The 26,550-nt window shown below is 30.7% G+C and carries 25 protein-coding genes, 3 tRNA genes, 1 pseudogene and 1 other annotated feature; of the genes and pseudogenes, 25 read left to right on the top strand and 4 right to left on the bottom strand.

From position 1 onward, the window contains the following. Positions 1-7 precede the first annotated feature (7 nt). Positions 8-2,008, top strand: coding sequence for a fructose-1,6-bisphosphatase (locus AB3K27_RS17330; protein WP_368488605.1), 2,001 nt, complete (start codon positions 8-10; stop codon positions 2,006-2,008). Between the two features lie 79 nt (positions 2,009-2,087). Here the strand turns inward: AB3K27_RS17330 and cls are convergent, their stop codons facing one another. Then, positions 2,088-3,518, bottom strand: a complete 1,431-nt coding sequence (gene cls / locus AB3K27_RS17325) for a cardiolipin synthase (protein WP_368488604.1) — start codon at positions 3,516-3,518, stop codon at positions 2,088-2,090. 514 nt (positions 3,519-4,032) lie between these two features. On the opposite strand from cls, the gene AB3K27_RS17320 reads away from it, so the two are divergent. The 21 genes from AB3K27_RS17320 (at position 4,033) to AB3K27_RS17220 (ending at position 21,626) form a co-directional block, all read left to right on the top strand. Beyond that, positions 4,033-4,428 (top strand): HNH endonuclease, encoded by a 396-nt coding sequence (locus tag AB3K27_RS17320; protein WP_368488603.1) that lies wholly within the window; start codon positions 4,033-4,035, stop codon positions 4,426-4,428. 245 nt (positions 4,429-4,673) lie between these two features. Next, a complete protein-coding gene (locus AB3K27_RS17315) occupies positions 4,674-4,853 on the top strand; it encodes a hypothetical protein (protein WP_368488602.1) in 180 nt (59 codons plus the stop codon). A 196-nt stretch (positions 4,854-5,049) separates the two neighbouring features. Next, complete coding sequence (locus AB3K27_RS17310) at positions 5,050-5,484, top strand: CBS domain-containing protein (RefSeq protein ID WP_368488601.1); 435 nt, start codon at positions 5,050-5,052, stop codon at positions 5,482-5,484. Positions 5,485-5,557: 73 nt separating this feature from the next. Beyond that, positions 5,558-5,803 (top strand) — a binding site (T-box leader). 206 nt (positions 5,804-6,009) lie between these two features. Further along, positions 6,010-6,525: a tryptophan transporter gene (locus tag AB3K27_RS17305; RefSeq protein ID WP_368488600.1), complete on the top strand. Its 516-nt coding sequence runs from the start codon at positions 6,010-6,012 to the stop codon at positions 6,523-6,525. Between the two features lie 467 nt (positions 6,526-6,992). Then, positions 6,993-8,510 carry a hypothetical protein gene (locus AB3K27_RS17300; RefSeq protein WP_368488599.1) on the top strand — a complete coding sequence of 506 codons (1,518 nt, stop codon included), beginning with the start codon at positions 6,993-6,995 and terminating at the stop codon, positions 8,508-8,510. 301 nt (positions 8,511-8,811) lie between these two features. Further along, the gene (locus AB3K27_RS17295; protein ID WP_368488598.1) at positions 8,812-9,405 is read left to right on the top strand and encodes an ECF transporter S component; all 594 of its coding nucleotides are present in this window, start codon (positions 8,812-8,814) and stop codon (positions 9,403-9,405) included. Positions 9,406-9,495: 90 nt separating this feature from the next. Further along, complete coding sequence (locus tag AB3K27_RS17290) at positions 9,496-10,455, top strand: P1 family peptidase (protein ID WP_368488597.1); 960 nt, start codon at positions 9,496-9,498, stop codon at positions 10,453-10,455. A 152-nt stretch (positions 10,456-10,607) separates the two neighbouring features. Further along, a complete protein-coding gene (gene rpsA / locus AB3K27_RS17285; protein ID WP_368488596.1) occupies positions 10,608-11,561 on the top strand; it encodes a 30S ribosomal protein S1 in 954 nt (317 codons plus the stop codon). Between the two features lie 173 nt (positions 11,562-11,734). Further along, positions 11,735-13,636: an EAL domain-containing protein gene (locus tag AB3K27_RS17280; RefSeq protein WP_368488595.1), complete on the top strand. Its 1,902-nt coding sequence runs from the start codon at positions 11,735-11,737 to the stop codon at positions 13,634-13,636. 144 nt (positions 13,637-13,780) lie between these two features. Then, positions 13,781-13,855 (top strand) — tRNA-Gln (locus AB3K27_RS17275). Between the two features lie 7 nt (positions 13,856-13,862). After that, positions 13,863-13,938, top strand: a tRNA-Lys gene (locus AB3K27_RS17270). 78 nt (positions 13,939-14,016) lie between these two features. Then, positions 14,017-14,100 (top strand) — tRNA-Leu (locus tag AB3K27_RS17265). Positions 14,101-14,306: 206 nt separating this feature from the next. Further along, positions 14,307-14,921 (top strand): recombinase zinc beta ribbon domain-containing protein, encoded by a 615-nt coding sequence (locus AB3K27_RS17260; protein WP_368488594.1) that lies wholly within the window; start codon positions 14,307-14,309, stop codon positions 14,919-14,921. Between the two features lie 176 nt (positions 14,922-15,097). After that, positions 15,098-15,868, top strand: a complete 771-nt coding sequence (locus tag AB3K27_RS17255) for a flavodoxin family protein (protein ID WP_368488593.1) — start codon at positions 15,098-15,100, stop codon at positions 15,866-15,868. A 45-nt stretch (positions 15,869-15,913) separates the two neighbouring features. Next, positions 15,914-16,495, top strand: coding sequence for a TetR/AcrR family transcriptional regulator (locus AB3K27_RS17250; RefSeq protein ID WP_368488592.1), 582 nt, complete (start codon positions 15,914-15,916; stop codon positions 16,493-16,495). 54 nt (positions 16,496-16,549) lie between these two features. Further along, positions 16,550-17,161, top strand: coding sequence for a hypothetical protein (locus AB3K27_RS17245; RefSeq protein WP_368488591.1), 612 nt, complete (start codon positions 16,550-16,552; stop codon positions 17,159-17,161). A gap of 56 nt (positions 17,162-17,217) precedes the next feature. Next, a complete protein-coding gene (locus AB3K27_RS17240) occupies positions 17,218-18,174 on the top strand; it encodes an FAD:protein FMN transferase (RefSeq protein WP_368488590.1) in 957 nt (318 codons plus the stop codon). A gap of 18 nt (positions 18,175-18,192) precedes the next feature. Then, positions 18,193-18,651: an FMN-binding protein gene (locus AB3K27_RS17235; protein ID WP_368488589.1), complete on the top strand. Its 459-nt coding sequence runs from the start codon at positions 18,193-18,195 to the stop codon at positions 18,649-18,651. Positions 18,652-18,672: 21 nt separating this feature from the next. Then, positions 18,673-18,816, top strand: a complete 144-nt coding sequence (locus tag AB3K27_RS17230) for a hypothetical protein (protein ID WP_368488588.1) — start codon at positions 18,673-18,675, stop codon at positions 18,814-18,816. Positions 18,817-18,928: 112 nt separating this feature from the next. Beyond that, positions 18,929-20,266 (top strand): hemolysin family protein, encoded by a 1,338-nt coding sequence (locus AB3K27_RS17225; RefSeq protein ID WP_368488587.1) that lies wholly within the window; start codon positions 18,929-18,931, stop codon positions 20,264-20,266. A 175-nt stretch (positions 20,267-20,441) separates the two neighbouring features. Next, positions 20,442-21,626 carry a class I SAM-dependent methyltransferase gene (locus AB3K27_RS17220; RefSeq protein ID WP_368488586.1) on the top strand — a complete coding sequence of 395 codons (1,185 nt, stop codon included), beginning with the start codon at positions 20,442-20,444 and terminating at the stop codon, positions 21,624-21,626. 71 nt (positions 21,627-21,697) lie between these two features. Here the strand turns inward: AB3K27_RS17220 and AB3K27_RS17215 are convergent, their stop codons facing one another. Beyond that, positions 21,698-22,549 (bottom strand): MBL fold metallo-hydrolase, encoded by an 852-nt coding sequence (locus tag AB3K27_RS17215; RefSeq protein ID WP_368488585.1) that lies wholly within the window; start codon positions 22,547-22,549, stop codon positions 21,698-21,700. 225 nt (positions 22,550-22,774) lie between these two features. Between AB3K27_RS17215 and AB3K27_RS17210 the strand changes: the two genes are divergently transcribed. Both AB3K27_RS17210 and AB3K27_RS17205 read left to right on the top strand, forming a co-directional pair. Continuing rightward, complete coding sequence (locus AB3K27_RS17210; RefSeq protein ID WP_368488584.1) at positions 22,775-23,389, top strand: IDEAL domain-containing protein; 615 nt, start codon at positions 22,775-22,777, stop codon at positions 23,387-23,389. Positions 23,390-23,608: 219 nt separating this feature from the next. Continuing rightward, positions 23,609-24,214 (top strand): hypothetical protein, encoded by a 606-nt coding sequence (locus AB3K27_RS17205; RefSeq protein ID WP_368488583.1) that lies wholly within the window; start codon positions 23,609-23,611, stop codon positions 24,212-24,214. A gap of 149 nt (positions 24,215-24,363) precedes the next feature. Here the strand turns inward: AB3K27_RS17205 and AB3K27_RS17200 are convergent. Beyond that, positions 24,364-24,666, bottom strand: a pseudogene (locus tag AB3K27_RS17200) (transposase); the annotation flags it as partial. A 272-nt stretch (positions 24,667-24,938) separates the two neighbouring features. Between AB3K27_RS17200 and AB3K27_RS17195 the strand changes: the two are divergent. Beyond that, positions 24,939-25,568, top strand: a complete 630-nt coding sequence (locus AB3K27_RS17195) for an acetate uptake transporter (protein ID WP_368488582.1) — start codon at positions 24,939-24,941, stop codon at positions 25,566-25,568. A 171-nt stretch (positions 25,569-25,739) separates the two neighbouring features. On the opposite strand, the gene AB3K27_RS17190 is transcribed toward AB3K27_RS17195, so the two are convergent. Next, positions 25,740-26,483, bottom strand: coding sequence for a polysaccharide deacetylase family protein (locus tag AB3K27_RS17190; protein ID WP_368488581.1), 744 nt, complete (start codon positions 26,481-26,483; stop codon positions 25,740-25,742). Between the last annotated feature and the right edge of the window lie 67 nt (positions 26,484-26,550).

The following is a 26,550-nucleotide window of genomic DNA, read 5'->3' as shown; positions in this document are numbered from 1 at the left end:
AATGAGAATGATTTTCTATGATGAGAATAATTTAGATGTAATAGAAAAAGATTTGAGATATCTTAAATTATTATCTAAAGAATATTCTACAATATCTAGTGCAAGTACGGAAATTATAAATCTTCAGGCTATATTAAATTTACCTAAGGCTACGGAACATTTCATAAGTGATGTTCATGGGGAATATGGATCTTTTACCCATATGTTAAGAAATGCATCTGGAGTGATAAAAAGAAAAATAGATGATGTATTTGGAGATTCACTTAGAGAAGAACAAAAGGCTGCTTTAGCTACATTAATATATTATCCAGAGAAAAAAATAGAAATTATTAAAGAAAAAGAAGAAAATTTAGAGGATTGGTATAGGATAACTTTGTATCAGTTAATTGAAGTATGTAGAGATGTAGCATCTAAATATACTAGATCTAAAGTGAGAAAAGCTTTTCCAAAGGACTTTTCTTATATAATAGAAGAACTGCTCAATAAACAGGATGATAGATCAGATAAACAAGCCTATTATAGTGGAATAATAAAAACTATAATAGAGATAGATAGGGCACCTGAAGTTATTATAGCTATGTCAAATGTAATACGAAGGTTGGTGGTAGACAGACTTCATATTATTGGAGATATATATGACAGGGGACCAGGTGCGGAAATTATAATGGATGCCCTTATGAAACATCATTCTGTAGATATACAATGGGGAAACCATGATGTGCTCTGGATGGGAGCAGCTTCTGGATGTGAAGCTTGTGTGGCTAATGTACTGAGAATATCATTAAGATATGCTAATTTAAAGACTATTGAAGATGGGTATGGAATAAATTTGTTGCCTCTCGCAACTTTTGCTTTAGAATTTTATCAGGATGATCCTTGTAAAAGATTTATTCCTAAAACCTTAGATAAAGAAGTAAATGAAAATGAACTGTATCTACTGGCAAAAATGCACAAGGCTATAGCTATAATTCAATTTAAATTAGAGGGTCAGATAATAAAAAGACGACCTGAATTTAAAATGGAAGACAGGCTTTTATTAGATAAAATAGATGTGGAAAAGTGGGAAATAAATGTATATGGAAATACTTATAAATTGAATGATATCAATTTTCCTACAATAGATTGGAATGATCCTTACAAACTTACAGCTAGGGAAGAAGAGATTATTGATAAGTTGACTAATTCTTTTGTAAACAGTGAAAAGCTTCAAAGACATATTAGATTTTTATATAGTAAAGGAAGTATGTATTTGGTCTATAATTCCAATCTTTTATATCATGGCTGTATACCATTAAATGAAGATGGAAGTCTTAAAGAAGTTAAAATAGGAAAAATAAATTATAGCGGAAAAGAACTTCTTGATAGATATGATCGTGTGGCTAGAGACGCATTTTTCTTTAAACATAATACCTATAATAAGAAATATGGAATGGATATGATGTGGTATATGTGGTGTGGAGAAGACTCACCTGTATTTGGCAAAATAAGAATGACAACTTTTGAAAGGTATTTTATTAGTGACAAAGCCTCACATTATGAACAAAAAAATTATTATTATAAATATAGAGATGATGAAAAAGTTTGCAGAAATATATTAAAAGAATTCAATCTATCTCCAGATAGTTCCCATATTATAAATGGTCATATTCCTGTAAAGACTAAAGAGGGAGAAAGTCCTATAAAAGCAAATGGAAGGCTGCTTGTAATAGATGGAGGATTTTGTAAGGCATATCAACCTGAAACGGGTATTGCGGGATATACTCTTATATATAATTCCTATGGATTGCTACTTACCTCCCATGAACCTTTTTCTGCTATAAAAAATGCTATAGAGGAGGACAAGGATATATTATCTTCTACAATAATTTTAGAACATGCTGCCAGAAGAAAGAGGGTAATGGATACAGATGTGGGGGCGAAAATCAGAAGACAGGTAGCTGATCTTGAAAAACTTTTAATTGCCTATAGAAAGGGATTAATTAAGGAAGACAATAATGAATCGGAATAAAAAGTTATAAAATATGATCCTGTAGTCAGTGGTAAAATTATAATTTTTCAAAAAGAATAATTTTACCACTTTTGATCTATTATAGTAGTGAAGAAAATATCCTGCAAAAAGCTTCAAAGAATTTAACAAAAGGTGATAAATTATCAAAATATTCCTGAGTAATTCTTTTGCTGTTTCGAATATCCTCAAAAAATAAATTTTCAAGTTCTTCTGTAGTTTCTTCATCATAAATCATTGCATTTATTTCATAATTTAATTCATAGCTTCTTATATCCATGTTGGCGGTACCAATGGTACACACCTTACCATCTATGGAGGTGGTTTTAGAATGTATAAAGCAATTTTTATCATAAAAGTAAACTTTTACTCCATTTTTGAGTACCTCTTCTAAATAAGTTCGGGAAGCATAATATACCAGTATGTGGTCAAATCTGCCAGGAAATATAATACGCACATCCACGCCGCTTAAAGATGAAATTTTAAGTGCATTTAATATACTTTCCGTAGGTACAAAATAAGGTGTTGTTATATAAATATGGTCTTTTGCCATACTTATCATTTTTAAAACTGCCTGTTCAATAGCAGGAAATTGAGAATCAGGGCCGCTTTTTACAAGCTGCATTAATTTATTTCCTGTAGTATTATTTGATAGTTGAGGAAAAAACTCCTCAAAATTTCCATCATAGAAGAAGTAGTCTTTATTGGCGGATTTTATAGTGGCAAAGTCATCTATAAAAACTGCCTGCAGTCCAAAGACAAAATCACCTTCTACCATTATATGTGTATCACGCCAGTATCCATATTTGCTATGACCAAGGTATTCATCTCCTATGTTTATTCCTCCAACAAATCCTATTTTACCGTCAATTACTACTGTTTTTCTATGATTTCTATAATTTATTTGGGTATTTATATGTCTTAAAATTGGAGCTAAAAAGTAGGAATATTGAACTACGTCTACCCCTGCGTCTTTTAAATCCTTTATATATTTTCTACCTAATCTTATACAACCTACTCTGTCCAAAATAAGTCTTATACTTACACCACCTAAAGACTTTTCTATTAAAATATCTTTTATTTCATTTCCTATATTATCATTTTTAATTATAAAGTATTCTATATGAATATGATGCTGTGCCTTTAAAAGTTCTTCTTTCAGGTATTTGAATTTTTCTATTCCATTTTTGAATATTTTTATAGAATTATTTGTAAATAAAGGAGATTCGCTATTTTTAGAAAGAAGTTCAATTAAAGGAGTGTAGGTGTTGTCCTTTATGTCTTTTATGGCTTCATATATTAATTCTTCTATATTTATATTTGTTTCTTCATGGAGTTTATGTTTTTTCCAATTACGACCTAAAAATATATAAATTATTAATCCCAAAACTGGCAGTACTATAAAAACCGACAACCATGCAATTGTTTTTTCAGGATTTTTTCTCTCTAAAATTATAACTGTTACAGACAATAGGGCATTTATTATAATTACAAAATAGAAGATATTTCTCATATTTTTATCACCTCTTTCTAGAAAACAGGCTATTTTAAATTTGAATAAATACTATAAAAAAATATCTATATTGGTTTTTATCCAAAGGCTATCACTCTGCTAATATCCCAGCTTTTTTAAAATAGGGGATAAGAACTGCTATGAGCCTAGATAAGTTCTTCTAAGATTTAGGTGAAGAAAAGTATTAAAGTGTTAATTATAGTAAAATCCATCTAAATCTAAAAATTACTTGATTGTATTTATAATATATTAAGAATTTAATATATTGTCATCTAATTAATAATATACACTATTAATATAAAATTAATAGTAGTTTTAATGAAATATTAGAGATATAAACTTTATAATATAATGTTAGTGAAAAATAATTGCTATAAAGTGTAAAATTATCATAAATTTTTATAAAAATTTAAATAAAATTCATGATTTTTTATAAGTGTAATAGAGCAAAAGCTGTGATATAATAATAATATAAATTATAATGAAAATCCAATATAAATTGGGAGGGGAAAAATTGCTAAAATGCCAAACATGTGGGAAACCGGCAGACAAACATCATATAGTTTATAGAAGTCAGGGAGGGTTAGATTTTCCTTTGAATTTTAAATATCTTTGTTCAGAACACCATAGAGGGAAAAACGGACCTCATAAAAATAAAAAAATAGATTTGGAATATAAGCTAGAAATGCAAAAGCAGCTTCAAAAATTACTTTGTAAGAAGTTTTACAGGCTGGATGAGTTAACTACCCTTCTCCAAATTAATAAAAGAATGTTAAAAAAGCTTTTAAAGGATTATAAGCTGTATAAAGAAGGATATAAAAGTATTGATGTTATATATAGGCTTATGGGTAATAAGACATACGCAGAATATATGATGGAAGAATATTATGATTTTACAGCTAATTTTTAAACAGTTCTTTGAAAATTTATTTTATAAATTGTTATATTATTATTAAGTAGAGCTTGAATATAAATAACAAATAATCCCTTTTAGAGGGGTTGGTTATTATAAAATTTATGACTATCAGTACTATTTAATAAAATTATCTCTGAATAGGCACTCTATATTAACTTAAATTTTACGAAATGTAATAAAAGGGATAATGAATACAGGTCACTTTCTAAAAGATTAAGTTAGATAAGGGGGTTATTAACATGAAAGAGAATATACTTATGTTGTTAACACTAGAGGAAATAAGTAATATAACTAAGGGTTTAAAACTTGCAATAGAGGCTGTCAATGAAGACAATTTAAACATTGATGAAGAATTGGAAGATAATATAGAAGACGTACTTAGAAAATTACTTCAAGTAGAGGCTGAATGCTCCAGGTAATATTGAGGACTGGGTTAATTAAAGTTCTTGATTTATAATTTAAAGTAAATAATTGGTCTGGTTGATGGAGCTTAAGTTATGTATTTAATGAATAATTTTCTAATTTTAAGGGTATATTTTATTTGTTGAGATAGGTTAAATAAAATATTTAGCCTTAAATATATAAAATTATGTAATATTAAGGAGTAGAAAATATATGAATATAGCATTTTTTCTCACACCTAAAGAGGATGTAGTTTGTGAAACTCCTAATTCATCCATGAGACAAGCACTTGAGAGGATGGAGAAGTACAGATATACAGCTATTCCGCTTATTGATAATAAAGGTAAGTATGTGGGGACTCTCACAGAAGGAGATTTATTGTGGAAGCTAAAAAATACTCCAGAGTTTAATTTTAAAAATACAAGTAAGATATTGTTAAAAGAAATACCGAGGCATATGAATAACAAACCTGTCAGAATTAATTCCAACATGGAGGACTTGGTATCTTTAGCTGTGAATCAAAATTTTGTACCAGTGATAGATGACAATGATGTTTTCATAGGAATTATCAAACGAAGTGATATAATAAATTATTGTTACAGGGAGTTGTTTAATAAAAATTGTAATTTTATTGGAAATGTAAGATAAATATTTTTAATTTAATCAGTTATATTTATTGACAGCATGATATTTAAGTGATATTATGTAAATAATTTAATTAGTAAATCCTTTGACGAGGAATAGTAGCTATGTTGTTGAGTTTTAGAGAGTTGAGGATGGTGGAATCTCAATATTACAGCATGTAGTGAATGGGCCTAAGAGGAGTAAATTGAAATCTATGTATATAGAGAGTAGTGGTTAACGTTAGCCGTATGTTATAACGGATAGGACATGTTAGTGTCTGAAAAAGAGGTGTTTTAAAGAACACAATTTAGGTGGTACCGCGGGTAATGTCTCCGTCCTAGTTTTTAGGATGGGGATTTTTTATTTTATTTAAATTTAATCTGTGGTTTAATAAAAAAAACTTTAGCTTAATCTCTTTCACTATTAAAAAGCAGTATATAGGGGGGTGCCCATTATGTTATGAAAGCATCATGGTAGCTATAATATAAATAATCATATTGATTTAAGAAAATTTGTATTTAAGATTATAATTTAAGGAGAGTGTTATTTATGAATTTAAAAAGGATGATTATAAATTCTATATTACTTGCTATAGGGGCTATATTACATCAGATTGTGCCACCTATTGTACTAGGAATGAAACCAGATATTTCATTGGCAATGCTTTTTGTAATACTTATATTTAATAAAGAATATAAAACTTGCCTTGCCGCGGGTATTGTAGCTGGCATTTTAGCTGCAGCAACAACAACTCTTCCAGGTGGACAATTTGCCAATGTAATAGATAAAATTATAACTATAAATGTAATGTTTCTGCTTTTTAAACCATTTAGAGATAAATTGAACAATCAAATAAATATTATAATAGTTACTGCCCTTGGAACTATAATTAGCGGCTCTGTATTTTTAACGGTAGTTCTACTTACAGTAGGACTTAGCGCTGGCTTTAGTGTAATGTTTTTCTCGGTGGTTTTACCAGCAGCAGTTATAAATACTATAGTAGGTTCAATTTTATTTAACATTATAAATTTAGCTTTAAAAAGAGGAGCTATTAAACAGGTATAATTATAATTTATTCGATTTATGTTAATTTTTCTGGCATTAATTTTATAGAGTATTAATTTTCAAACTGCATAAACTTTATTTGTACAAGTACAAATAATTAAACAAAATCTATCTAATTATTAAGAGTGATTAATAATGGCAAGAGGAAGAAATAGAGTATTAGTTCCAGGATTAAAAGTAACTATAGATAGATCTAAAATGAAATCAGCAAAAAGTTGGAGTAAACTTAAAAGAGGGCTATAATGGAGATATTACATCAAAGGAAGCAGACTCCGAGGACAGATGGTAAAAAGATGATAGAGGCTTATGAACGTGATTTAAAGTAATATAATTATTATGATAAAAATGGCTGGGTGGAATTTAACACCTGGTCTTAATTTATATATATATATATTTACATATATATAAAATATATTTATTATATATTAAATAGATACAAACTTTATTATTGGAAGGAGAATATGATTATGCCTGAAAAATATTGGCCTGAAACAGTTATACTTTGGGGAGCTGGTGCTACTAAAAATTTAGGACTTCATGCAACAAAAGAATTGATAAAATTAATTTTAAATATTAGCAATAATGATTTTTCATTTTTAAAAGATAAAGATAAAAAATTAGCTGATGCATTTAAAAGATTGGTAACAGAAGACTTAATAAAAGATCCAATGCTTTCTAGAATATACGATTTAAAGGCACTTGATATTATAATAAGTACTAATGATAAATTTAATATGCATGATCTTTTTACTATGTTAGATCAACTTATTGAGAATAATATGGGATTCAATGCATTTTGTAATGGTAAGAGACAATTTTTAAGGGTAGAAAGGGTAAAAGCTGCGAAGAGATGTCTTATATTGCTTATTGAAGAATTGGAAAGATTAAGTATACAGAAAATACCAGGATATGTAGACAAAAATAAAATAGAACCTTATTATGAATTTGCTAAAATTCTCACAGAACTTATGGTGGAAGAAGCAAGGGCTTTTGAAGATAGGGGATATAAAAGAGATACCAGAAGATTTTATCTTTATTCCTATGCCATAATATCATTTAACTGGGATCCTTTGATACTCTGGAATATATTTAATGTACATAAAGAAAAAAATAAAAATCCTATATGTCTTAAAGATGGGTTGGAACTACAATTATATGATGATTTTGGCACGAAAGTAGCCTCGAACTATTTAGATGGAGATGAATCTGAGATATGGTATACTTCAGATGAATCTCAATGTAGAAGTATTAATGATTATAATTATCCGTCTAGAATAGCCAGAATAGGCAAAGTATTATTTCCACATGGTATGTTTGGCTCTAGAATTTGCCCGGAGTGCGGTAAATCTATAATCACCTTTGAAGAAAAATGGGATAGGTTATCCACAGAAATTTTTGGACCTTCTATTCTACAAGATTTACAGAAAAATTGGAAATATAAGACATATAAGGAGAATAAATATAGGAAAGGTGCCATAGAATGCCCTTATTGTGGACAGATAACTTATCCCTATGATATGACACTTATAATACAGAGTCTCTCAAGGCAAAGAAATGTGGCGGCTTTGGAAGAATTAAAAACTGAGATGGGACTACTTATGAAAAATGCAAAACATATAGTATTTGCAGGATATAGTTTACCTTTGGATGATATAATGGTTAAAACATTTTTTATGTCTTCCATATCTGGAAATGACAAAAACAAATTAAAATGTACTGTAATAAATTATGATGAAAAATATAAAGGAGAAGACTGGCTGATAGGACAAAATATATATAAATACATGAGAAGATCAAGAAATAACTCTGTAGTAGAATGTATAAAGAATGTATTTGACATATTTTCAGAAAAAAATATAAGAGTATGCCTTAAAGGAATACCAGATATATTTATGAAAGATGGAAAGGTAAGCAGGGAGAAAGTAATAGAAGTACTATATCCTAAAGATTATTTTAAGGAAGGATTTCCCATAAAAAGAGATTAGATGATATGGATTAGATTGATACTTAAAGGAAATTGTTAATTAATACACAAATATATTGTTTCCATCAATAATATGTAATGCTTTAATTAAAAAATAATAACGATTTCACTCCCTAATAAAGTAAAAAATATAGATAATTATGACTTTACATATAAAATAATTGTGTTTTTTTTAACTAATATATTGAACTTTTTTTTAAAAGTGATAAAATAAAATTGTCAGTATTTCTAGAAAAACTGAACTAAATTTATGAAGGAGGTTCCGTGTTGTATCTCAAAGAGAATAACAACGGAGAAAACTGATGGAAAGACAAATAAGAACAAGATTAAAGTTTAATATTAAGCAGATTACAGTAATTGGTATGTTGTCTTCAATTTCTATTGTACTTGGGTTAACTGGATTGGGTTTTATACCTATTCCTCCAATTAAGGCTACTATAATGCATGTTCCTGTAATAATAGGAGCTATTTTAGAAGGCCCTTTAGTAGGGGCTATGGTTGGACTTATTTTTGGTATATTTAGTATAATTCAGTCTATAACAGCACCAACACCAGTTTCTTTTGTCTTTATAAATCCATTGGTATCAGTTTTACCAAGGATATTAATAGGACTAGTATCTTATTATTTATATAAGGCTATTAGCAGTAAAAATAGAAGAATTATACCTATGGGAATAGCTGCGGCAGTTGGTTCCCTAGTAAATACTGTAGGGGTTTTAGGAATGATATACCTTATATATTTAGAACCTTATTCCAAGGCTTTAAATATAAGTTTAAGTGCTGCCAAAAAAGGTATATTGGCGGTAGCTTTTACTAATGGTATACCGGAGATGATCTTATCTGTAATTATTACGGTATCCGTTATTACTGCAGTCAATAAGATTAGACATAAATAATTAAGTAGTTTATGATTAAATTGAAAGTTAGGTTAAAAAAAATTACCCTAAGTCTGAATAGGCTTAGGGTTTTAATAGTAGGAGGTAAAAATGAAGAATATTTTATTTAACAGTATAGAAGGAATTAAAATGGGTAATGCACAAAATTTAGATGGACCTACAGGATGCACTGTGGTTATATGCGAAGAGGGGGCAACAGCTGGAGTTGATGTAAGAGGAGGTTCGCCAGGCACCAGAGAAACAGATCTTTTAAATCCGGTAAATCTAGTGGATAAAATTCATGCAGTAGTTCTTGCGGGAGGAAGTGCCTTTGGGTTGGATGCATCAAGTGGTGTAATGCAGTATTTAGAAGAAAGAAATATAGGATTTGATGTAACGGTTACAAAAGTTCCCATAGTTTGTGGAGCTGTTTTATTTGATCTTACTATAGGAGATTTTACTATAAGACCAGATAAAATTATGGGATATGAAGCTTGTAAGAATTCTGAATTAAATTTGTGTGAAAATGGTAATATTGGAGCTGGTGCTGGAGCAACTGTGGGGAAAATAAAGGGGAGTAAATATTCAATGAAAGGAGGACTTGGATCCTTCGCAGTTCAAGTAGGAGATTTGAAAGTTGGAGCTGTGGTGGCGGTAAATTGTCTTGGAGATGTGGTAGATAGTAAAACTGGAAATATAATAGCAGGAGTTTTAAATGAAGATGGAAAATCTTTTGCAAATACAGAAAATATAATGCTTGAAACGTATTATGAAAAGAAAAATTTATTTAACAGAAATACTACTATTGGAATTATTGTAAATAACGGAAAATTTACAAAATCAGAAATGAATAAAATTGCCTCCATGGCACATAACGGCTATGCGAGAGCCATGAGACCTGCCCATTCTATATTTGACGGAGATACTATTTTTTCTATGTCTACAGGAAAAATAGAAGCAGATTTGAGTGTGGTGGGTTTTTTATCTGCACAAGTTATGGAAACAGCTATTATAAATGCTGTAAAAAATTCTGAATCTATTTTAGGTTATAAAAGTTGTAAAGATATTTAATTTGTACTATATTTTGTAACTTTTAATTGTAACTTTTTAGCTAAATATTGCTGATGGAAAACAAAAAATGTATATAAGTTAACTTTTGAACAGGAAACCCTATATTTATGATAAAATATAACTTATAATTGCATTAATATAGATAAAAGGAGATGGGATTTTTGATAAATAATGATCAGATAAATTCAGTAGATGGAATAATAAATGAAACTGATACAAAGTCTGTATGGAGTAAACTTGAAAATGAATTTAAAAATGAAGGTATTTTTGAAGTAATTATAAAAGAGGTAGTTAAAGGAGGCGTTATAACAGATTTATATGGTTTTAAGGCTTTTATACCTGCTTCTCATATTTCGGTAAAATATACAGATGACTTGCAAAAATTTATTGGTAAAACTTTAAGGGTGAAGTTGATACAGTTAGATAAAGGTAAAAACAAAATTGTATTATCAGCAAAAGAGGTGGAAAAATTAGAACTTGAACAAATGTCTAAAAAATTTTGGAGCACTATATCAAAAGGAGATAAAATAGAAGGTATAGTAAGTAGAATAGCAAATTTTGGAGTTTTTGTAGATTTGGGTGGTGTAGAAGGGCTTGTGCATATATCTGAATTGTCCTGGAAAAGAATAAAAAATCCTTCAGAAGTTGTGGCTGTAGGAGACAAAGTAAAGGTTTATGTATTAAATTTAAATCAAGATAGAAACAGAATTTCTCTTTCCATAAAGAGAATTTTAAATAGTCCTTGGAAAAACATAGGTGAAAAGTATAAATTAAATAATATAGTAGATGGAATAGTAAGTAAAATTATAAATATAGGTGCTTTTGTAGAAATTGAACCAGGACTTGAGGGTTTGGTCCACATATCTGAAATATCACGAGAACATGTTACTACACCTGAAGAAGTATTAAAAGTAGGAGATAAGGTAAAGGTTAAAATACTTAGTATAGATGCAAAAGCTAATAGAATATCATTGAGCATAAAAGAAGCTAAAGATAAATTCCTCAAAAATTCTAAAGAATATAAAGAATATTTAGATAAAGATGATGATAAAATTACATTAGGGGATTTATTTAAAGATAAATTAAAAGATATGAAATTTAATTAAAAGGATACTTGACTTTTTCAAATTAATTATATAATCTATGATAAATATTAATGCTTAAAGTTTAGAATAAAAAATTTAGAATAGATGAATAATAAGTGAATAATTATGTAATAAAATGTTGTAAGATATATAGTTTTATATGTATTATTGAATAGAAAAAAGTGTAGTGATAGATGAAAGTTGGTGTTAATATGGATTATAGAGTTTCAGATATGCTAAATATATCTGAACTTAAAGATTTTATGGAAAGTATCTATGACATAACAGGGGTAGCATGTGTTATTAAAGACCTTCAAGGAGAAATAATAAATGTGGTCTCCCAGTATGATATGTTTGATAACTTAGAAAGTAATAAGTGTCATTTAAATATACTTGAACAAATTAGTATGGGAAAAAAGGTAGCAGTTTATAAATGTAATAATGGATTAGTCTATATAGGCATACCTATATTTATGATAAAAAAACACGTTGGAACCATATTTTTAAGTCCCGTATTTTTTAAAGAAAGTCATAAAAAATCTTTTAAAAAACAACTAAAACTCAATAATTTTAGTAAACAAGAGTATCTAGTGAATATAGAAAAAATACCTGTTATAGGATGGAGAAAGTTAAAAAAAATTATTAAATTTTTTTGCAGTTCTTCTTTAATATTAGGCAAAATAGGAGATAGGCTTATTAAGGATTTAGATAAAAATGAAATGCTAAATCAAAGTTATAGAAAGCTTTCAAATGTATATAAACGGTTGAGTATAGCACAAAATGAATTAAGATCTCAATATGACGAAATTGAAAAGATAGCCTATTATGATCAGTTAACAGGACTACCAAATTGGAATTTTTTCGGTATAGAAGTTGAAAATAGAATTAAAGAAAATCCTAAGAAAGGCTTCTCTATATTTCAAATAGATTTAGATAATTTTAAAAATGTAAATGATATATTTGGATATGAATGTGGAGATAAATTACTAAGGGAAATAGGAAATACTTTAAATTCATTACATATGGGAATAGTTTCAAGATCCTCTGGAAATGAATTTTTGATTTTAAAGGATAGACGTGAAAGTGTAGAGAGTTTAAATAATACAGCCCAGTATATTTTGAACGCCATAAGTGGATTTTGGAATTTAGATGGAAATGAAGTATTGATATCAGTTAGTATAGGTATAACAGTTTATCCCAAGCATGGAGATAAGTTTACTACATTGATTAGAAATACAGATATAGCTTTAAATAAAACTAAATTACTAGGGAAAAATTCATATAAGCTATTTGAAAAATCCATGTATGATGAAATTTTAAAAAAGGCAGAAATGGAAAAAGAATTAAGAAAAGCAGTACAGAATAATGAATTTATTTTATACTATCAACCCCAGGTAGACTTAAAGACCAGAAAGGCCGTAAGCTTTGAAGCTTTAATCAGGTGGAAAAATCCAAAGTTAGGATGGGTTATGCCCTTAGACTTTATAAGTCTAGCTGAAGAAACAGGACTTATAGTACCTATAGGAGAATGGGTTCTTAAAACTGCATGTATACAAAATAAAGTGTGGAAGAGTAAAGGATACCCCTATGATTTTATATCCATAAATGTTTCTCCTATACAATTGAAGGATAAAAATTTTTTAAGTATAGTAAAGAAGATTCTAGAAGAGACTCAGTTAGAGTCACAACATTTGGAAATAGAGATAACTGAAAGTGTTATGATGGAATCTCTTGAGGTAAATTTAAAAGTTATAAATGAACTTAAAAGTATGGGCATAAGAGTAGCACTAGATGATTTTGGAAGTGGATATTCTTCTTTAAATTATTTAAAGAGTATTCCCATAAATACTCTTAAGATTGATAAAACGTTTATAGATGGAATATGTAAAGATTCTTATAAAGATATTATAACCGAAGAAATAATAAAATTAGCCCATAGGATGGAGCTAGAAGTAGTAGCAGAAGGTGTAGAGGGAGAGGAACAAATACAATCTTTACAAGGGAAAAATTGTAATAAAATTCAAGGATATTACTTTGGAAAACCTATGCCTTCAGAACATATAGAAACTTTATTTAAAAAACAATCTGTAATATAATTCTTAAAATGAAAGGAAATGTTGACATTATAAGTGTTCTGTCCTATAATTTATTTTACAGTTGTAAAAGTCCCCTATTTTTTATAGGTAGGGGATAATTTGTTTAAATAAAAAGGTTACATTTATAGTTGATAGTATTTATATTGGGGTGTAGCCAAGTGGTAAGGCAGTGAACTTTGACTCCACCATTCGTAGGTTCAAATCCTGCCATCCCAGCCAAGATAATGGTTTACTAGCTCAGTTGGTAGAGCACATGACTTTTAATCATGGTGTCCGGGGTTCGATTCCCCGGTAAGCCACCAATTTGAAAGAATATTGTAGATTTTTAATGAACTATGGTGTATAATAAATTAGAAAGGCTAATATTTGTTTTTATATATGCAGGTGTGGCGGAATTGGCAGACGCACTAGACTTAGGATCTAGCGCCTATGGCGTGGGGGTTCGACTCCCTTCACCTGCACCATAGTAGACAAACCTATTTTTAGCATAGTTAAAAGTAGGTTTGTCTTTTTTACGCCTATAATGTATAACTCTTACAGAGAACTATAGATAAAAATTAAACTTTGAAAATTCAGTTTAGAATTTGCTTTACCGTAGGAGTTTGGCCTACCAAGCAAAAATTTAACAATTATAATCCCACAGATAATATTTAAAAGGAGGATATCATCAATGAAAATTCCTTATGGTTATATAGCAGATAGCTCTGGTAGGATTATTATAGAAAATGTCCAAGCCAATGTTATCCAAATGATTTTCAGTGAATATCTCGCTGGTAATAGTTTAGGAGGGCTGGCAAAAATGCTGGAAAGCAAGCAGATATCCTCCCCAACAGGAAATGCTAAATGGGGGTGCTCAGCGATTGACAAGATATTGTCTCGTTCAAAGTATGTTCCATACATCATTAGCTTGGAGCAATATACCGATGTCCAGTTTGAAAAAGCAGCGCGCTCAAATCAACAACTGAATAACGACGGAACCACACAGAGAAAGGCTGCCCGGTACAATTTCCAAAATGTACTAAGCGGCCTTTTGGTTTGTGCGGGGTGCGGTGCCAATTATCGTAGAATTACGCGGCCAACCGGTGAAGTAGTGTGGCGCTGCGCAAACAGAGTGGAGCACGGAATCTGTGCACATTCTCCATCGGTTACTGAGCATGATATGATTCAGTTGATTTGCAAAAAGCTTGGCATGAATACTTTTGATGTAAAGCATGTTAGAAATTCGCTGAACCAAATCCTGATTGACCATTCTGGATCTATCTCTTTTGAGTATAACTACTTGTAACGCTTTAAGTTCTCTGAACAACGTTATACAAGCTATGTTAGTCTACTTCTTTCATCAATAATTGTGTTATTTAAAAACTCCTAATAGAGCTTGACGGGCAAACAAGGTGATGCTAAAATATGAATGAATAATAAAATATTCGTTTATCTTATTGCTGATTAGGAAGGAGGCCTGCGATGAGAAAGGTTACCGCATTTATCGGAAGTGCTCGTAAGCAGGCAACTTACGAAGCAGTATGTGAATTTGAGAAAAATTTGAAAGCGTACATGGAAATCAACTTCGAGTATGTTTTCTTAAAGGACTGTCGGCTTGATTACTGCAGGGGCTGCAAGCTGTGTTTTGATAAAGGAGAAGAATTTTGTCCTATACAGGACGACCGGGATTTGCTGATTGATAAAATTACTAATTCCGACGGAGTCATTTTCGCCACCCCTAATTATTCCTTTCATATTTCAGCGTCAATGAAGAACCTGTTAGACCGGCTTGCGTTTGTTTTTCATCGGCCGCGTTTTTTCGGCAAGGCTTTCACGTCCATTGTCACTCAGGGTATTTTCGGTGGAAGCTCTATTGTGAAGTACCTTGACAGTATGGGAGAAAATTTTGGATTCAGCGTTACGAAAGGCTGCGTTCTAAAGACGTTGGAACCGATCACAAAAGCTGCGCAGGAAAAGAATTCACATGAAATCAAAAAGACCGCCGCAAGGTTTTACAGAGAGCTTATGCGTACAGCCCCTCCATCCCCTTCTTTTTTCAGACTGATGATGTTCAGAATGTCCCGGACAAGCATGAAAGCAATGCTCAATGATGAATATTGCGACTATCGGCATTACGAAGAAAAAGGCTGGTTTGAGTCCCATTATTATTACAATGTATCCCTGAACCCCGTTAAAAAGCTGGCAGGCCGGATTTTTGACTTTTTGGGGCGCTTGATGTCCAGACAGAATTAGCAAAATGGCGTTAACTAATAGAAGAACATACTGGAGGATTATTCATTGAAAAATACGAAAAAGGATTTATTTGATTGTGGGAAGAAACTGTTCAGTACAAAAGGCTTCAAGGATACCAATGTATCCGATATTACAAAAGCTGCGGGAATAGGTACAGGCACGTTTTATAATTACTACTCCTCTAAAGAGGAATTATTCATGGCGATATACATGGAAGAAAACGAAAAGCTTAAGAAAAGTATTTTAAAATCAATTAATCTAAATCAAGATCCGCTGAGTTTAGTGAAAGAAATAATGTCATTGAATTTACAAGGCATGAATTCAAATCCGATCCTGAAGGAATGGTATAACAAGGACGTGTTCAGTAAAATAGAGCAGCATTTCCGTGAAGAAAAAGGGCTGGAGCGTCTTGATTTCATGTATAGCGATTTTTTGGAGATAATAAAAAAATGGCAGGCTGAAGGAAAAATGAGGAGTGATATTGACTGTGAGTTGATTATGGCCATTTTCACGGCAATCATTACTGTTGAAACCCATAAAGAGGAAATCGGACTGCAGTATTTTCCGCAGGTTTTGGATTACCTCACGGAGTTTACAATTAGAAGTCTGACCGATTGTAAAAAATAATGCAGTGATTTAAAAGTAGAATAATTCATTTTGTAATATGAAGGGAGATAATCTTTGAACAGGAAATTAGGACTATACTCGTCCATTATTACGTTAGCTGCTGTGCTTGGATTTGCGCTGTCAATGATGATCGGTAGCGATTTCGGCAGCTATATTTCAAGCATGTTTATAGCTTGGGGATTTGTACCGATGATCTGCTCCTTTGCCTCATATAGTGAGAAAAAAACAAAAGCCTTGAGTTATTCAGCAATCGCTTTTGCTTCCGTTTATGCTGTATTGATCATGGTGGTGTATTTTGCACAGCTGACTGCTGTTCGTCTTTCACAGCTTAGCCAACAGGCATCTCAAATATTGGATTATAAGAATTTCGGGCTGTTTTTCAGTTATGATTTGTTAGGATACGTTTTTATGGCTTTGGCTACATTTTTTATTGCATTTACTATTCGTGTAACAACAAAAATGGATAAATGGTTAAAAGCACTTTTAATGATTCATGGTATTTTTGCAGTATCTTGCGTGATAATTCCAATACTGGGGTTGTTTAATGCAGATATGACAGGCGGTGATTTATTAGGTGTTATGGTATTAGAAATTTGGTGTGCCTATTTTACTCCTGTATGTGTACTTTCTTATTTGTATTTCAAGAAAGCTTATCGATTGTCATAAACAAAAAGCTGAGCTTTACATGTGAAAGTAACAGCCTTAAGAAGGAGGGATAGTTCGTGGATAAAAGTGCTGCGGTTGAAGCCGCGCATACAGGCATGGGCACGGAAATGGCTCACAAGGCTTTTGGTAGGCATGCAATTGAAGCATTAAAAGCTGTCCAAAATGAGTCTCAAAGGCTGGAACGTTTGCTCAGCCGTTTTCAGCAGGAAAGCGATATCAGCCGCATCAACCGTTCTGCAGGCATAAAATGTGAAAATGTCAGCCCTGAAACTTATGAAATTCTTTTACATGCAATTGAATGTTCTGTTATTTCTCAGGGGTTATTCGATGTTACCGTCGGCCCGCTGGTGGACTTGTGGGACTATAAGCATGCGTTGGAGCCTCCTGCAAATAATAAGATAGAGATGGCTCTCCCCCTTGTCAATTACAAAGATTTGGAATTAAATACTGTTCAAAAAACGACAGGGTTGAAAAAGTCCGGACAGTCTGTTGATTTGGGCGGTATCGGCAAAGGCTTTGCCAGCGATCGTTTCATGGAGATATTCAAAGAATATGGCGTCACATCTGCCTTTTCCAATATCGGAGGGAATGTTTCAACATTAGGCAATAAGCCTGACGGTTCGCCATGGCTTGTTGGTATTCGGCATCCTCGTTTGAATGGTCTGCTCGGTGCGGTCGAAGTAACCGAAAAGGCTGTGGTTACTTCTGGAGACTATGAACGGTATTTTATCGACAAGGAAGGCAGACGGTTCCATCATATCTTGAATCCGATTACCGGGTATCCGGCAGAGTCCGGACTTGTCAGTGTAACAGTAGTGGCAAACAGTGCTATGACCGCCGATGCATTGTCCACTGCCATCTTTGTTGCCGGCCTGGAGAGAGGGACTGCCCTGATAAAAAAATATTCGGGAGCAGAGGCAGTTTTAGTGGACGAAAAGCTGAGAGTATATGTCACGCAGGGATTGCGGCAGCGTTTCCAGGCTTCTGTCGAAATTAATGTAAACTATATTTAGGAAAGGAAAGATTATATCATGAAAACTGTCAAAAAGAGAAAGGGGAAGATTAGAGTGTGGATTGTAATACTGTCAATTGTCGGTGTGATTGCATTGGGACTGGGTGCAGCAGTTGTCTTGACGGCTCCAGGGCGCAATGAGCTTCAAAATATGGCCATCACTGATGTAGATTTTAAAAAGCTGCGCGACGGTGTCTATACGGGTGCTTACCACGGAACGAAAGACAGCTTCAGAAACGCCGCGGTTGAGGTAACCGTAGCCTCGGGAGCTGTTACGAAAATCAAGGTAACTGAGGGCGCATTGGCCGATGAAAAACAGACATCTGAGGTAAGAAACGGGCTTTCCATTAATGATTTGTTTAACAGAGTAATTAAATCCCAGTCTTTAAAAGTGGACGTAATCAGCGGTGCGACCCTGACATCCAATGCACATCTTAAGGCGGTGGAAAACGCTCTGGAGCAGGCAGAAGTTAAGTGATTAAACGATTTGGAGGTTACCATGAATATTGCAGTTGTTACTTATTCTCTTACCGGAAATAACGGGGCTTTGGCTGCTACCGTGGCAAAAGCATTATCAGCGGAACATAACTGTATGCCTATCTTTGGGAAGAACAGAACAGGGCTGGAAGGTGGAGATTGGTAGATAGCAGTGTGAATTGAAAATCTATAAAATTATAAGAATAACTTACAGCTTAACAGGCATAATAGAAGAATGTAACCTTTAAAAATAAATGAAGGGAGTTATACATTAGTTTATGGGTATGAGCTGGCAAAATAACGTAATATTAGAACTTATTTTAATATTAATTCTTACAGTAATCAATGCATTTTTTTCAGCAGTAGAAATGGCTATAGTTGCTTTAAATAAAAGAAGAATTTCCTATCTGGCAGAGGAAGGAAATAAGAAGGCACGTATAATATTGAATCTATTGGATGACCCTAGTAATTTTTTAGCCACAATACAAGTGGGTATAACTCTCGCAGGATTTTTTGCCAGTGCATATGCAGCTACTACCCTGTCAACAAGATTTGCAGTTTATTTAGATAAGATAAATATTCCATACAGCAGTAAAGTAGCTGTAATTGTCATAACTATATTGTTATCCTATATTACTCTTGTGCTTGGAGAATTATTTCCAAAAAGGATTGCACTGCAGCATTCAGAAATAATAGCAATGGCATTCATAAAACCTATTTTATTTGTAAACAAGATTATGATTCCTTTTGTAAAATTACTTTCAGGTTCTACCAATTTAATTATGAAATTATTTAGTTTAAGTACAGAGAATGTAGAAAATAAGGTATCTGAAGAAGAAATAAGATCCATTATAGAACTTGGACAGGAAAATGGAATTTTTAATCAGTCCGAGCTGCGTATGATAGAAAGGATATTTGAATTTGATGATAAAGTGGCTAAGGAAGTGATGACTCCCAGAACAGAGGTATTTGGCATGGATATAGATAATGTGTTTTCTCATAGTGTTAAAGATATAATGGAAGAAAAATATTCTAGAATACCTGTCTATAAAGATGATACAGATAATATAATAGGTATACTTTATATTAAAGACTTATTTGTGGAGATTATGAAGACTTCTATAGATAATATAGATATAAGACCTTTGCTTAGAACACCTTATTTTGTGCCGGAAAATAAAAATATAGGTGTACTTTTTAAGGAACTTCAAAGTACTAAAAATCACATGGCAATTTTAATTGATGAATATGGCGGATTTTCAGGTATTGTAACCATAGAAGATTTAATTGAGGAAGTAATGGGTAATATATTTGACGAATATGATGATAATGAACAGTATATAAGTAAGCTGGATGAAAATACTTATTTGGTTAGTGGACTTCTATCCATATATGAGGTAAATGAGTTCTTAGATTTAGAATTAAAATCAGATAATTCAGATACTATAGGTGGTTTTGTAATAGAGCTTCTGGGAAGTATTCCAAAGGAAGGTGAGGAGAATACTGTAGAGTATGAAAATATAATTTTCAAAGTAGAAAAGATAGATGAAAAGAGAATAGAAGTTTTGAAAATATACATATCTGATAGGAAGAAAAACCAGGAATTAGATGAATAAAATTAAATTTTTACGGTTATGTAAGATATAAGTGGTATATAGGCGTATTTTTATAGTATAATTTAATTTTTCTTGAAATTTAAGAGTTTTTGTAAATTGATATAAATTTTCAGATAACTTATCATAAATATATTGGATTTATTTTCATGTTCGTATTTAGAATAGGAGGAGTAATATGGCATTAGACAAAGTATTTTTCAAGAAATTTCTACAAAATGCTTTTTCAGATACAGTAGAGGTCAGGTATTGGGATGGTACGGAAGACAAATATGGAGATGGAAAAGCAAAATTTAAGATATATATAAATGGACATATTTCTAAAAAAGATATTTTGACGGATCCTTTCCTTGCAATAGGAGAAGCCTATATGAATAATCTAATTGATTTTGAAGGAAATATTAGAGAAGTAATAGAATCGGTATATAAGAATAAAGATAGTTTCTTACATAAAGCTGAAATATTTTCAAAGCTTTACAAAGTACTTCCAAATAATGTTAAAAAAAGCAAAGAAGATGTACAATATCATTATGATTTAGGTGATGATTTTTACAGTCTCTGGCTAGATGAAACCATGACTTATTCCTGTGCATATTTTAAGAGTGAAGAAGATTCACTTCATCAGGCTCAAGTAAATAAGGTAAATTATATATTGAAAAAACTTCAATTGAAACCAGGTCAAAAGCTTTTAGATATAGGCTGTGGTTGGGGAAAATTAATTATTACAGCTGCCCTAAAATATGGAGTAGATGCGTTAGGTATAACTTTAAGTAAAAAACAATTTGAAAAGACAAATAAGGAAATATTAGAAAATAATTTGCAGAGAAAAGTTCAAGTAAAATTAGTGGATTATAGAGAATTAGTTAAAGAAAAATGTAAATTTGACAGAATAGTTAGTGTAGGAATGATTGAACATGTAGGGAGGCAGAATTTATCTTCTTATATGGAAGATGTAAAAGCCATGTTAAAAGAAAGAGGTATATCACTTCTTCACTGTATTACAGCACAAAAAGAGGGAGAAGTAAATCAATGGATTAAGAAATACATATTTCCGGGGGGTTATATACCATCTATAAGACAATTAGTAAGTTTAATGGCAGATAATGATCTACATCTCATAGATGCAGAGAGTTTAAGATTACATTATTTTAAGACATTAAAATGTTGGGCTGAAAATTTTGAGAATAAGGTAGAGGAAATTAAAAAACTTAAAGACGATAGTTTCATAAGAATGTGGAGACTTTATCTGAATGCTTGTTCCGCTTCTTTTCATTATGGAGTAATGGATATACATCAGTTTTTATTTACAAAGGGACTTAATAATGATATCCCTATGACTAGAGATTATTTATATGAAGGTTAGTTATGTTAAAAAATCAAGGCAGATACCTTGATTTTTTTAATTGGAATGTAAATAGTAAATTCCATAAGTGATTAAGGAATTGATAGAGAAGAACCGGTAGAATTTACAAAAAAGTTGTCACATGAGGTTTTTAATTGCGAATATGCAACAGCACCTGTACAGTGGGAAGCTCCTAATATTTCTATATTCATTTTTTTAAATTCTTCTATAGTTTTTTCTATTCTATCCCTGGAAGCTTCCATTAAATGAGTTCCTCCAATTATTCCAAATATATTTTTATTTGACTTAATTTCAATGGATTTTATCATATTTAATATTCCAGGGTGAGAACAGCCTAAAAGTATTAAAAGTCCTTTTGGAGTATCCATCCCTATACATATTTCATCTTTAAAGTTATCAATCTGAAAATTTTCATCTGTCTTTACTCTCATATTGGAATTTAGTTTTTCAAAATCATAGTAGGACTTAAAATTTGTAAACACATAAATACCTTTTTCTATTTCTGTTTCATCTGAAGTTATATATTGTACTTTAAAGGAATTTTCTTTTAAAAATTTTTCATCAAAATTTACTCCTATATAGTGAAGTTTTTTATCACTTTTAACACTATCTTTATTATAATAGTATTTTTTGCCGTTGGAGAAAAAATATTTGCTTAATATTATTTTAGGCCTTATAGTAAAATTTTGGGTGAAACTTTTTAATCCATTACCATGATCATAATGGGCGTGACTTATTATAATGTAATTTGTTTTATTTAAATCAATATCCATATCTTTAGCGTTTTTTATAAAATTTTCACTTTTACCTGTATCAAATAGTATATTGAGTTTTGAATATTGTATAAAAAATGAAAGTCCATGTTCTCTTGTCAAGTTTTTATTATGTTCTAAAGAATCTTCTATTAAAGTAGTTATTTTCAAAATGCCACCTTCTTATATTTAAAATATTATTAACTTAAAGTTTACAAGTAAATTATATAATATAAAAGAATATAAAAAAAGTATATAAGTAGAATAATATAGTTTTAAGGGATTATTTTTTAAACTTTTTTAATATTGTGCATAAACGCAAAAAGCGATTTTTTTCGTTTATAATAGAAAAGTATGATTTAAAATACGGATATTACTTAAAAAGGAGATAAATTTATGGATATAAGTGATTTTATTGTTTCTGATAGAAAAGAGCATAATGGATTTAAGTATGGAATAAAGCTGATTCCTAAAAGAGCCATGGATAAGTTTGTAGACAGCATTTTAATTTTAGCTAGAAAAAATATAAATGGACATAGTAAATATAAAATTTCTTTTAAAAAGAGATGTGGTTTTAAAACCATATTAAATGATTTTGAACTTGAGGAGAAAGATTTTTTAAATTATATAAAGTTTTTAACTAACTTTAAAACTTCAAATAATAAAAGTGAAAAATTTCAAGTAGAAAACTTTAACAGTATAGAATTGACTTTTCTTAATAAAGAAATGATAAAAATATCTGTGGAAAAAGATTCAACTAGATTGTTTTTCAGTATATCAATAACAGAATTGGAATTTTATATAGGTATGTTAAAAAATATGAATTTAGATAATGTGGGCAAGTCATCCATTTATTATATGAATTATATAATAGAGCCTTTAATGAAAAAAGAAAGGGAAAAACTTTATACTGAAATTTTATATACTCTTATAGATGGAGCTTTGGATAATAAGAATGAAAAATTATTTAGCTCACTTTGTAAGGAATTGAAAAGTGTTAGATTAAAGTAAAATTTAGCACTTTTTAATTTTGAAATATTCAATAATATGATTGTAAATAAGCTTTATGTCTGATAATATTTTAATCAAGTGATTCTTAGGTTCAGGTGGAGTTTGCACATGAGGAATGCTTTTTCTGAACCTTAGAAGAACTTATTTAGGGGCATAGGAGTACGTATCTCCCATTTTGAAGGAGATGGGAGTATTAGTTACTTATAGTCTTCAGATAAAATGCAATACTTAGGGGAAGATGATATTTTGAATAGAAAATATATTAAGATATGTGTGATTGTTTTATTTATTTTGGTATGTTCTATAGGCTATGGTGGCTATAGATATTATCATAATAAGATATATAATAGGCTTGTAGATAAAGCTAACAGCTATATGAAAAACAGTGAGTATAAAAAAGCTGTAGATACCTATGAGGAAGCTCTTAAGTATAAAAATAATGATAATGTAAAAAAAAATATAAAACAGGCTAGGAAAAAACTAGATGAAAGTTTGAAAAGTCAGCTTAAGGATAAAGAAGAAGATACTGCAGATAAGAAAAATACTGAACGTAAAAATAGTGATTATTTAAATAGTGAAAGCAACACTATTACTAAAGAAAAAGCAGTGGAGTTAACAGCTAAATATTATAAGACTAAAAATGAAAATACTAAATTTGTATTTGATCATGAAGATATACGGGATAACGAAACTTATTATGTTATACAAGTATTTGACAGTATGGAAGATCATTCTGCTACAGCAGGATGGTATTATGTTAATAAGAAAAGTGGTCAGGTATATGAGTGGGATTTAGGAGAGAATAAACTTATTCCAGTGAATTAGTAAGTTATTATAATGATAATATTTAGCTTAACCCGTTGTGCTAAATAAAAATTTTAGCTATCAGGGATATTATGGTAACGAAAATGTTCAGAGTATCCTTGGCATAAAATATACTTGGATTAATTAACCAAATACCAGTTCTTTAATTCTTTATCTCTAATTAAAGCAATCTGATAGAATGGATCTAAAAGGTCCCAAATACCATCACATCTATATTGGCAGGAGTAAGAACAAAATCGGTTATAAATCAATCCATTTAGTGTAGTCAGCATGTGCAGCTTGTAGCCAAGATGGGTTTCCTTTTTAGAAGCATATTTACCATAAGCAGCTCCAAAACCTCTAAGGGTTTTATGAAAATGTGCCCTCCCAAACTTGCATACAGGTATGGGAATACTATCTACAATCCTGTATGACTGCAAAGCATAGTTTGTAATATTTGAGATTTCATTTTTGTCATATCCAAGTTGAGTTCATTTCTAATTCTAATGCTTTTTAAAATATATCTTTAAACGTTTACTTCATAGTGCTAAAATTTCATCACGGGTTTTAAACTTTTTGTTCACTTTACATAACATAAAACTTTTTACAGGCTTAAATAGAATTTATTGAAATTTATATGCTAAATTTCTGAAAATTGTCTAAATTACTTTACAAATTTAATATTTTATGGTATGGTAATAACATGTAACCGGTTTACAAATATAACTTATAAGGAGGACTTATCATGAATTCAAATGAAACACAAAGCATTAAAATTGCCAATTGTGATCCGTCTGCGATAGGATTATTTGGACTTGCTGTTGTAACGTTGGTAGCTTCTTCGCAGAAGCTTGGTATCACTGAAGGAACTTCTTTTGTGCTTCCCTGGGCAATATTTTTAGGAGGTTTTGCTCAATTATTTGCTTGTATCAATGATACTAAAAGACAGAATACTTTTGGTGCAACAGCATTTGGTGGATTTGCATTTTTCTGGTTCGCAGTAGGTGTATCATGGATGATTGACGCAGGTACATTTGGACAAGGTCTTGCAGGAGCAGTAGATCAAAAACAGCTAGGAGTGGCATTTCTAGCATACTTAATATTTACTGTGTTTATGACAATAGGAGCGGCTGAAGCTAACAGAGTATTATTTGCGGTTTTTTTCTTTTTAAACTTTCTGTTTATTGGATTGATGCTTAATTCTTTTGGAGTTGCGCCTCAATTTTCTATTAAATTAGCAGGATTTTCTGAATTAATAGCATCTCTTGTAGCCTTTTATGGTTCTGCGGCTACTGTATTAAATCCTCACTTTGAAAGAGAATTTTTACCTATAGGAAAACCATTCGGTATATTTAAAAAAGAAGACTATAATTAAATGCATATGAGGATATGAAAAGGAAGAGCATGACGCTGACTTTTGTAATAATTGAGCTATTATTTTATTAATTAATTTTATAACTCTTGTGCATTTACAGATCTAAAGGTTTATCTAATGCTATATAAATGAATGTATAGATAAACCTTTAAATATGAAATAAATTTCTTCTTATTTTGACACTCTAAAATAATATTCTGGGGTATTTTTTGTAATTGTTTTAAATTCATAACCGCAATTTTTATAATATTTGATTATTTTAGGAAGTACCTTGCAGGTATTTTCATTAGTGCCATCACAGTGTGCCAATAGAAATATTTTTCCAGGATTAACACATTTTTTTGTAGCTTCATTGTAAAGTTTATCAACTGATGTCCTATAGTTTATACCATCTGACAAAGAAAGATTCCAGTCATATATTTTATATCCTTCAGTGTGTAGTTTTTCTAAAAGAGAAGTAGTAAGATGATTTTTGCTTCCTGTGGGAAAGCGTATTATTTTAGGAGAAAATCCTAAAACATTTTTTACTTCATTTTCAGTTCTTATCATCTCATCTAAAAAAGAATTTTCACTGGAATATATTACATTACATTTATGGGTGTATGTATGTAGGCCTATGCTGTGACCTTCATTATACATTCTTTGTAATAAATCTTCTCTACCTTGAATTTTATAACCTATTATAAAAAAAGAGGCTTTTACATTTTGTTCCTTCAAGATATCCAATATTTTACCTGTAACTGTACTACTGGGGCCATCATCAAAGGTAAGATATATTACTTTATTAGGGGAAGTGGAGTTTATATTTTCTGTATATAATAAGTCTTCTGAAAAGGCTTTTGCAGGAGAGGTATAATATATCATAATGTATAAAAAAATACATATTGTAGTTAATAAAAAATGTTTAATCTTCATTTAAAGATATCTCCTTTGCTTTTAGGATTTTGTCCCTATTAGTATTTACTTTTATATTTAATTTATA

Origin of the sequence: Clostridium sp. BJN0013, assembly GCF_040939125.1 — a bacterium.
In the GTDB taxonomy this organism is placed as follows: Bacteria; Bacillota; Clostridia; order Clostridiales; family Clostridiaceae; genus Clostridium_B.
This window is presented reverse-complemented; position numbering and strand designations above follow the sequence as displayed.

Excerpts from the sequence above, each read along its gene's own strand:
- AB3K27_RS17330 (WP_368488605.1), top strand. The coding sequence starts at position 8 with ATGATTTTCTATGATGAGAATAATTTAGATGTAATAGAAAAAGATTTG.
- cls (WP_368488604.1), bottom strand. The coding sequence starts at position 3,518 with ATGAGAAATATCTTCTATTTTGTAATTATAATAAATGCCCTATTGTCT.
- AB3K27_RS17315 (WP_368488602.1), top strand. The coding sequence starts at position 4,674 with ATGAAAGAGAATATACTTATGTTGTTAACACTAGAGGAAATAAGTAAT.
- AB3K27_RS17310 (WP_368488601.1), top strand. The coding sequence starts at position 5,050 with ATGAATATAGCATTTTTTCTCACACCTAAAGAGGATGTAGTTTGTGAA.
- AB3K27_RS17305 (WP_368488600.1), top strand. The coding sequence starts at position 6,010 with ATGAATTTAAAAAGGATGATTATAAATTCTATATTACTTGCTATAGGG.
- AB3K27_RS17300 (WP_368488599.1), top strand. The coding sequence starts at position 6,993 with ATGCCTGAAAAATATTGGCCTGAAACAGTTATACTTTGGGGAGCTGGT.
- AB3K27_RS17295 (WP_368488598.1), top strand. The coding sequence starts at position 8,812 with ATGGAAAGACAAATAAGAACAAGATTAAAGTTTAATATTAAGCAGATT.
- AB3K27_RS17290 (WP_368488597.1), top strand. The coding sequence starts at position 9,496 with ATGAAGAATATTTTATTTAACAGTATAGAAGGAATTAAAATGGGTAAT.
- rpsA (WP_368488596.1), top strand. The coding sequence starts at position 10,608 with ATGGGATTTTTGATAAATAATGATCAGATAAATTCAGTAGATGGAATA.
- AB3K27_RS17280 (WP_368488595.1), top strand. The coding sequence starts at position 11,735 with ATGAAAGTTGGTGTTAATATGGATTATAGAGTTTCAGATATGCTAAAT.
- AB3K27_RS17260 (WP_368488594.1), top strand. The coding sequence starts at position 14,307 with ATGAAAATTCCTTATGGTTATATAGCAGATAGCTCTGGTAGGATTATT.
- AB3K27_RS17255 (WP_368488593.1), top strand. The coding sequence starts at position 15,098 with ATGAGAAAGGTTACCGCATTTATCGGAAGTGCTCGTAAGCAGGCAACT.
- AB3K27_RS17235 (WP_368488589.1), top strand. The coding sequence starts at position 18,193 with ATGAAAACTGTCAAAAAGAGAAAGGGGAAGATTAGAGTGTGGATTGTA.
- AB3K27_RS17230 (WP_368488588.1), top strand. The coding sequence starts at position 18,673 with ATGAATATTGCAGTTGTTACTTATTCTCTTACCGGAAATAACGGGGCT.
- AB3K27_RS17225 (WP_368488587.1), top strand. The coding sequence starts at position 18,929 with ATGGGTATGAGCTGGCAAAATAACGTAATATTAGAACTTATTTTAATA.
- AB3K27_RS17220 (WP_368488586.1), top strand. The coding sequence starts at position 20,442 with ATGGCATTAGACAAAGTATTTTTCAAGAAATTTCTACAAAATGCTTTT.
- AB3K27_RS17210 (WP_368488584.1), top strand. The coding sequence starts at position 22,775 with ATGGATATAAGTGATTTTATTGTTTCTGATAGAAAAGAGCATAATGGA.
- AB3K27_RS17205 (WP_368488583.1), top strand. The coding sequence starts at position 23,609 with ATGCAATACTTAGGGGAAGATGATATTTTGAATAGAAAATATATTAAG.
- AB3K27_RS17195 (WP_368488582.1), top strand. The coding sequence starts at position 24,939 with ATGAATTCAAATGAAACACAAAGCATTAAAATTGCCAATTGTGATCCG.
- AB3K27_RS17190 (WP_368488581.1), bottom strand. The coding sequence starts at position 26,483 with ATGAAGATTAAACATTTTTTATTAACTACAATATGTATTTTTTTATAC.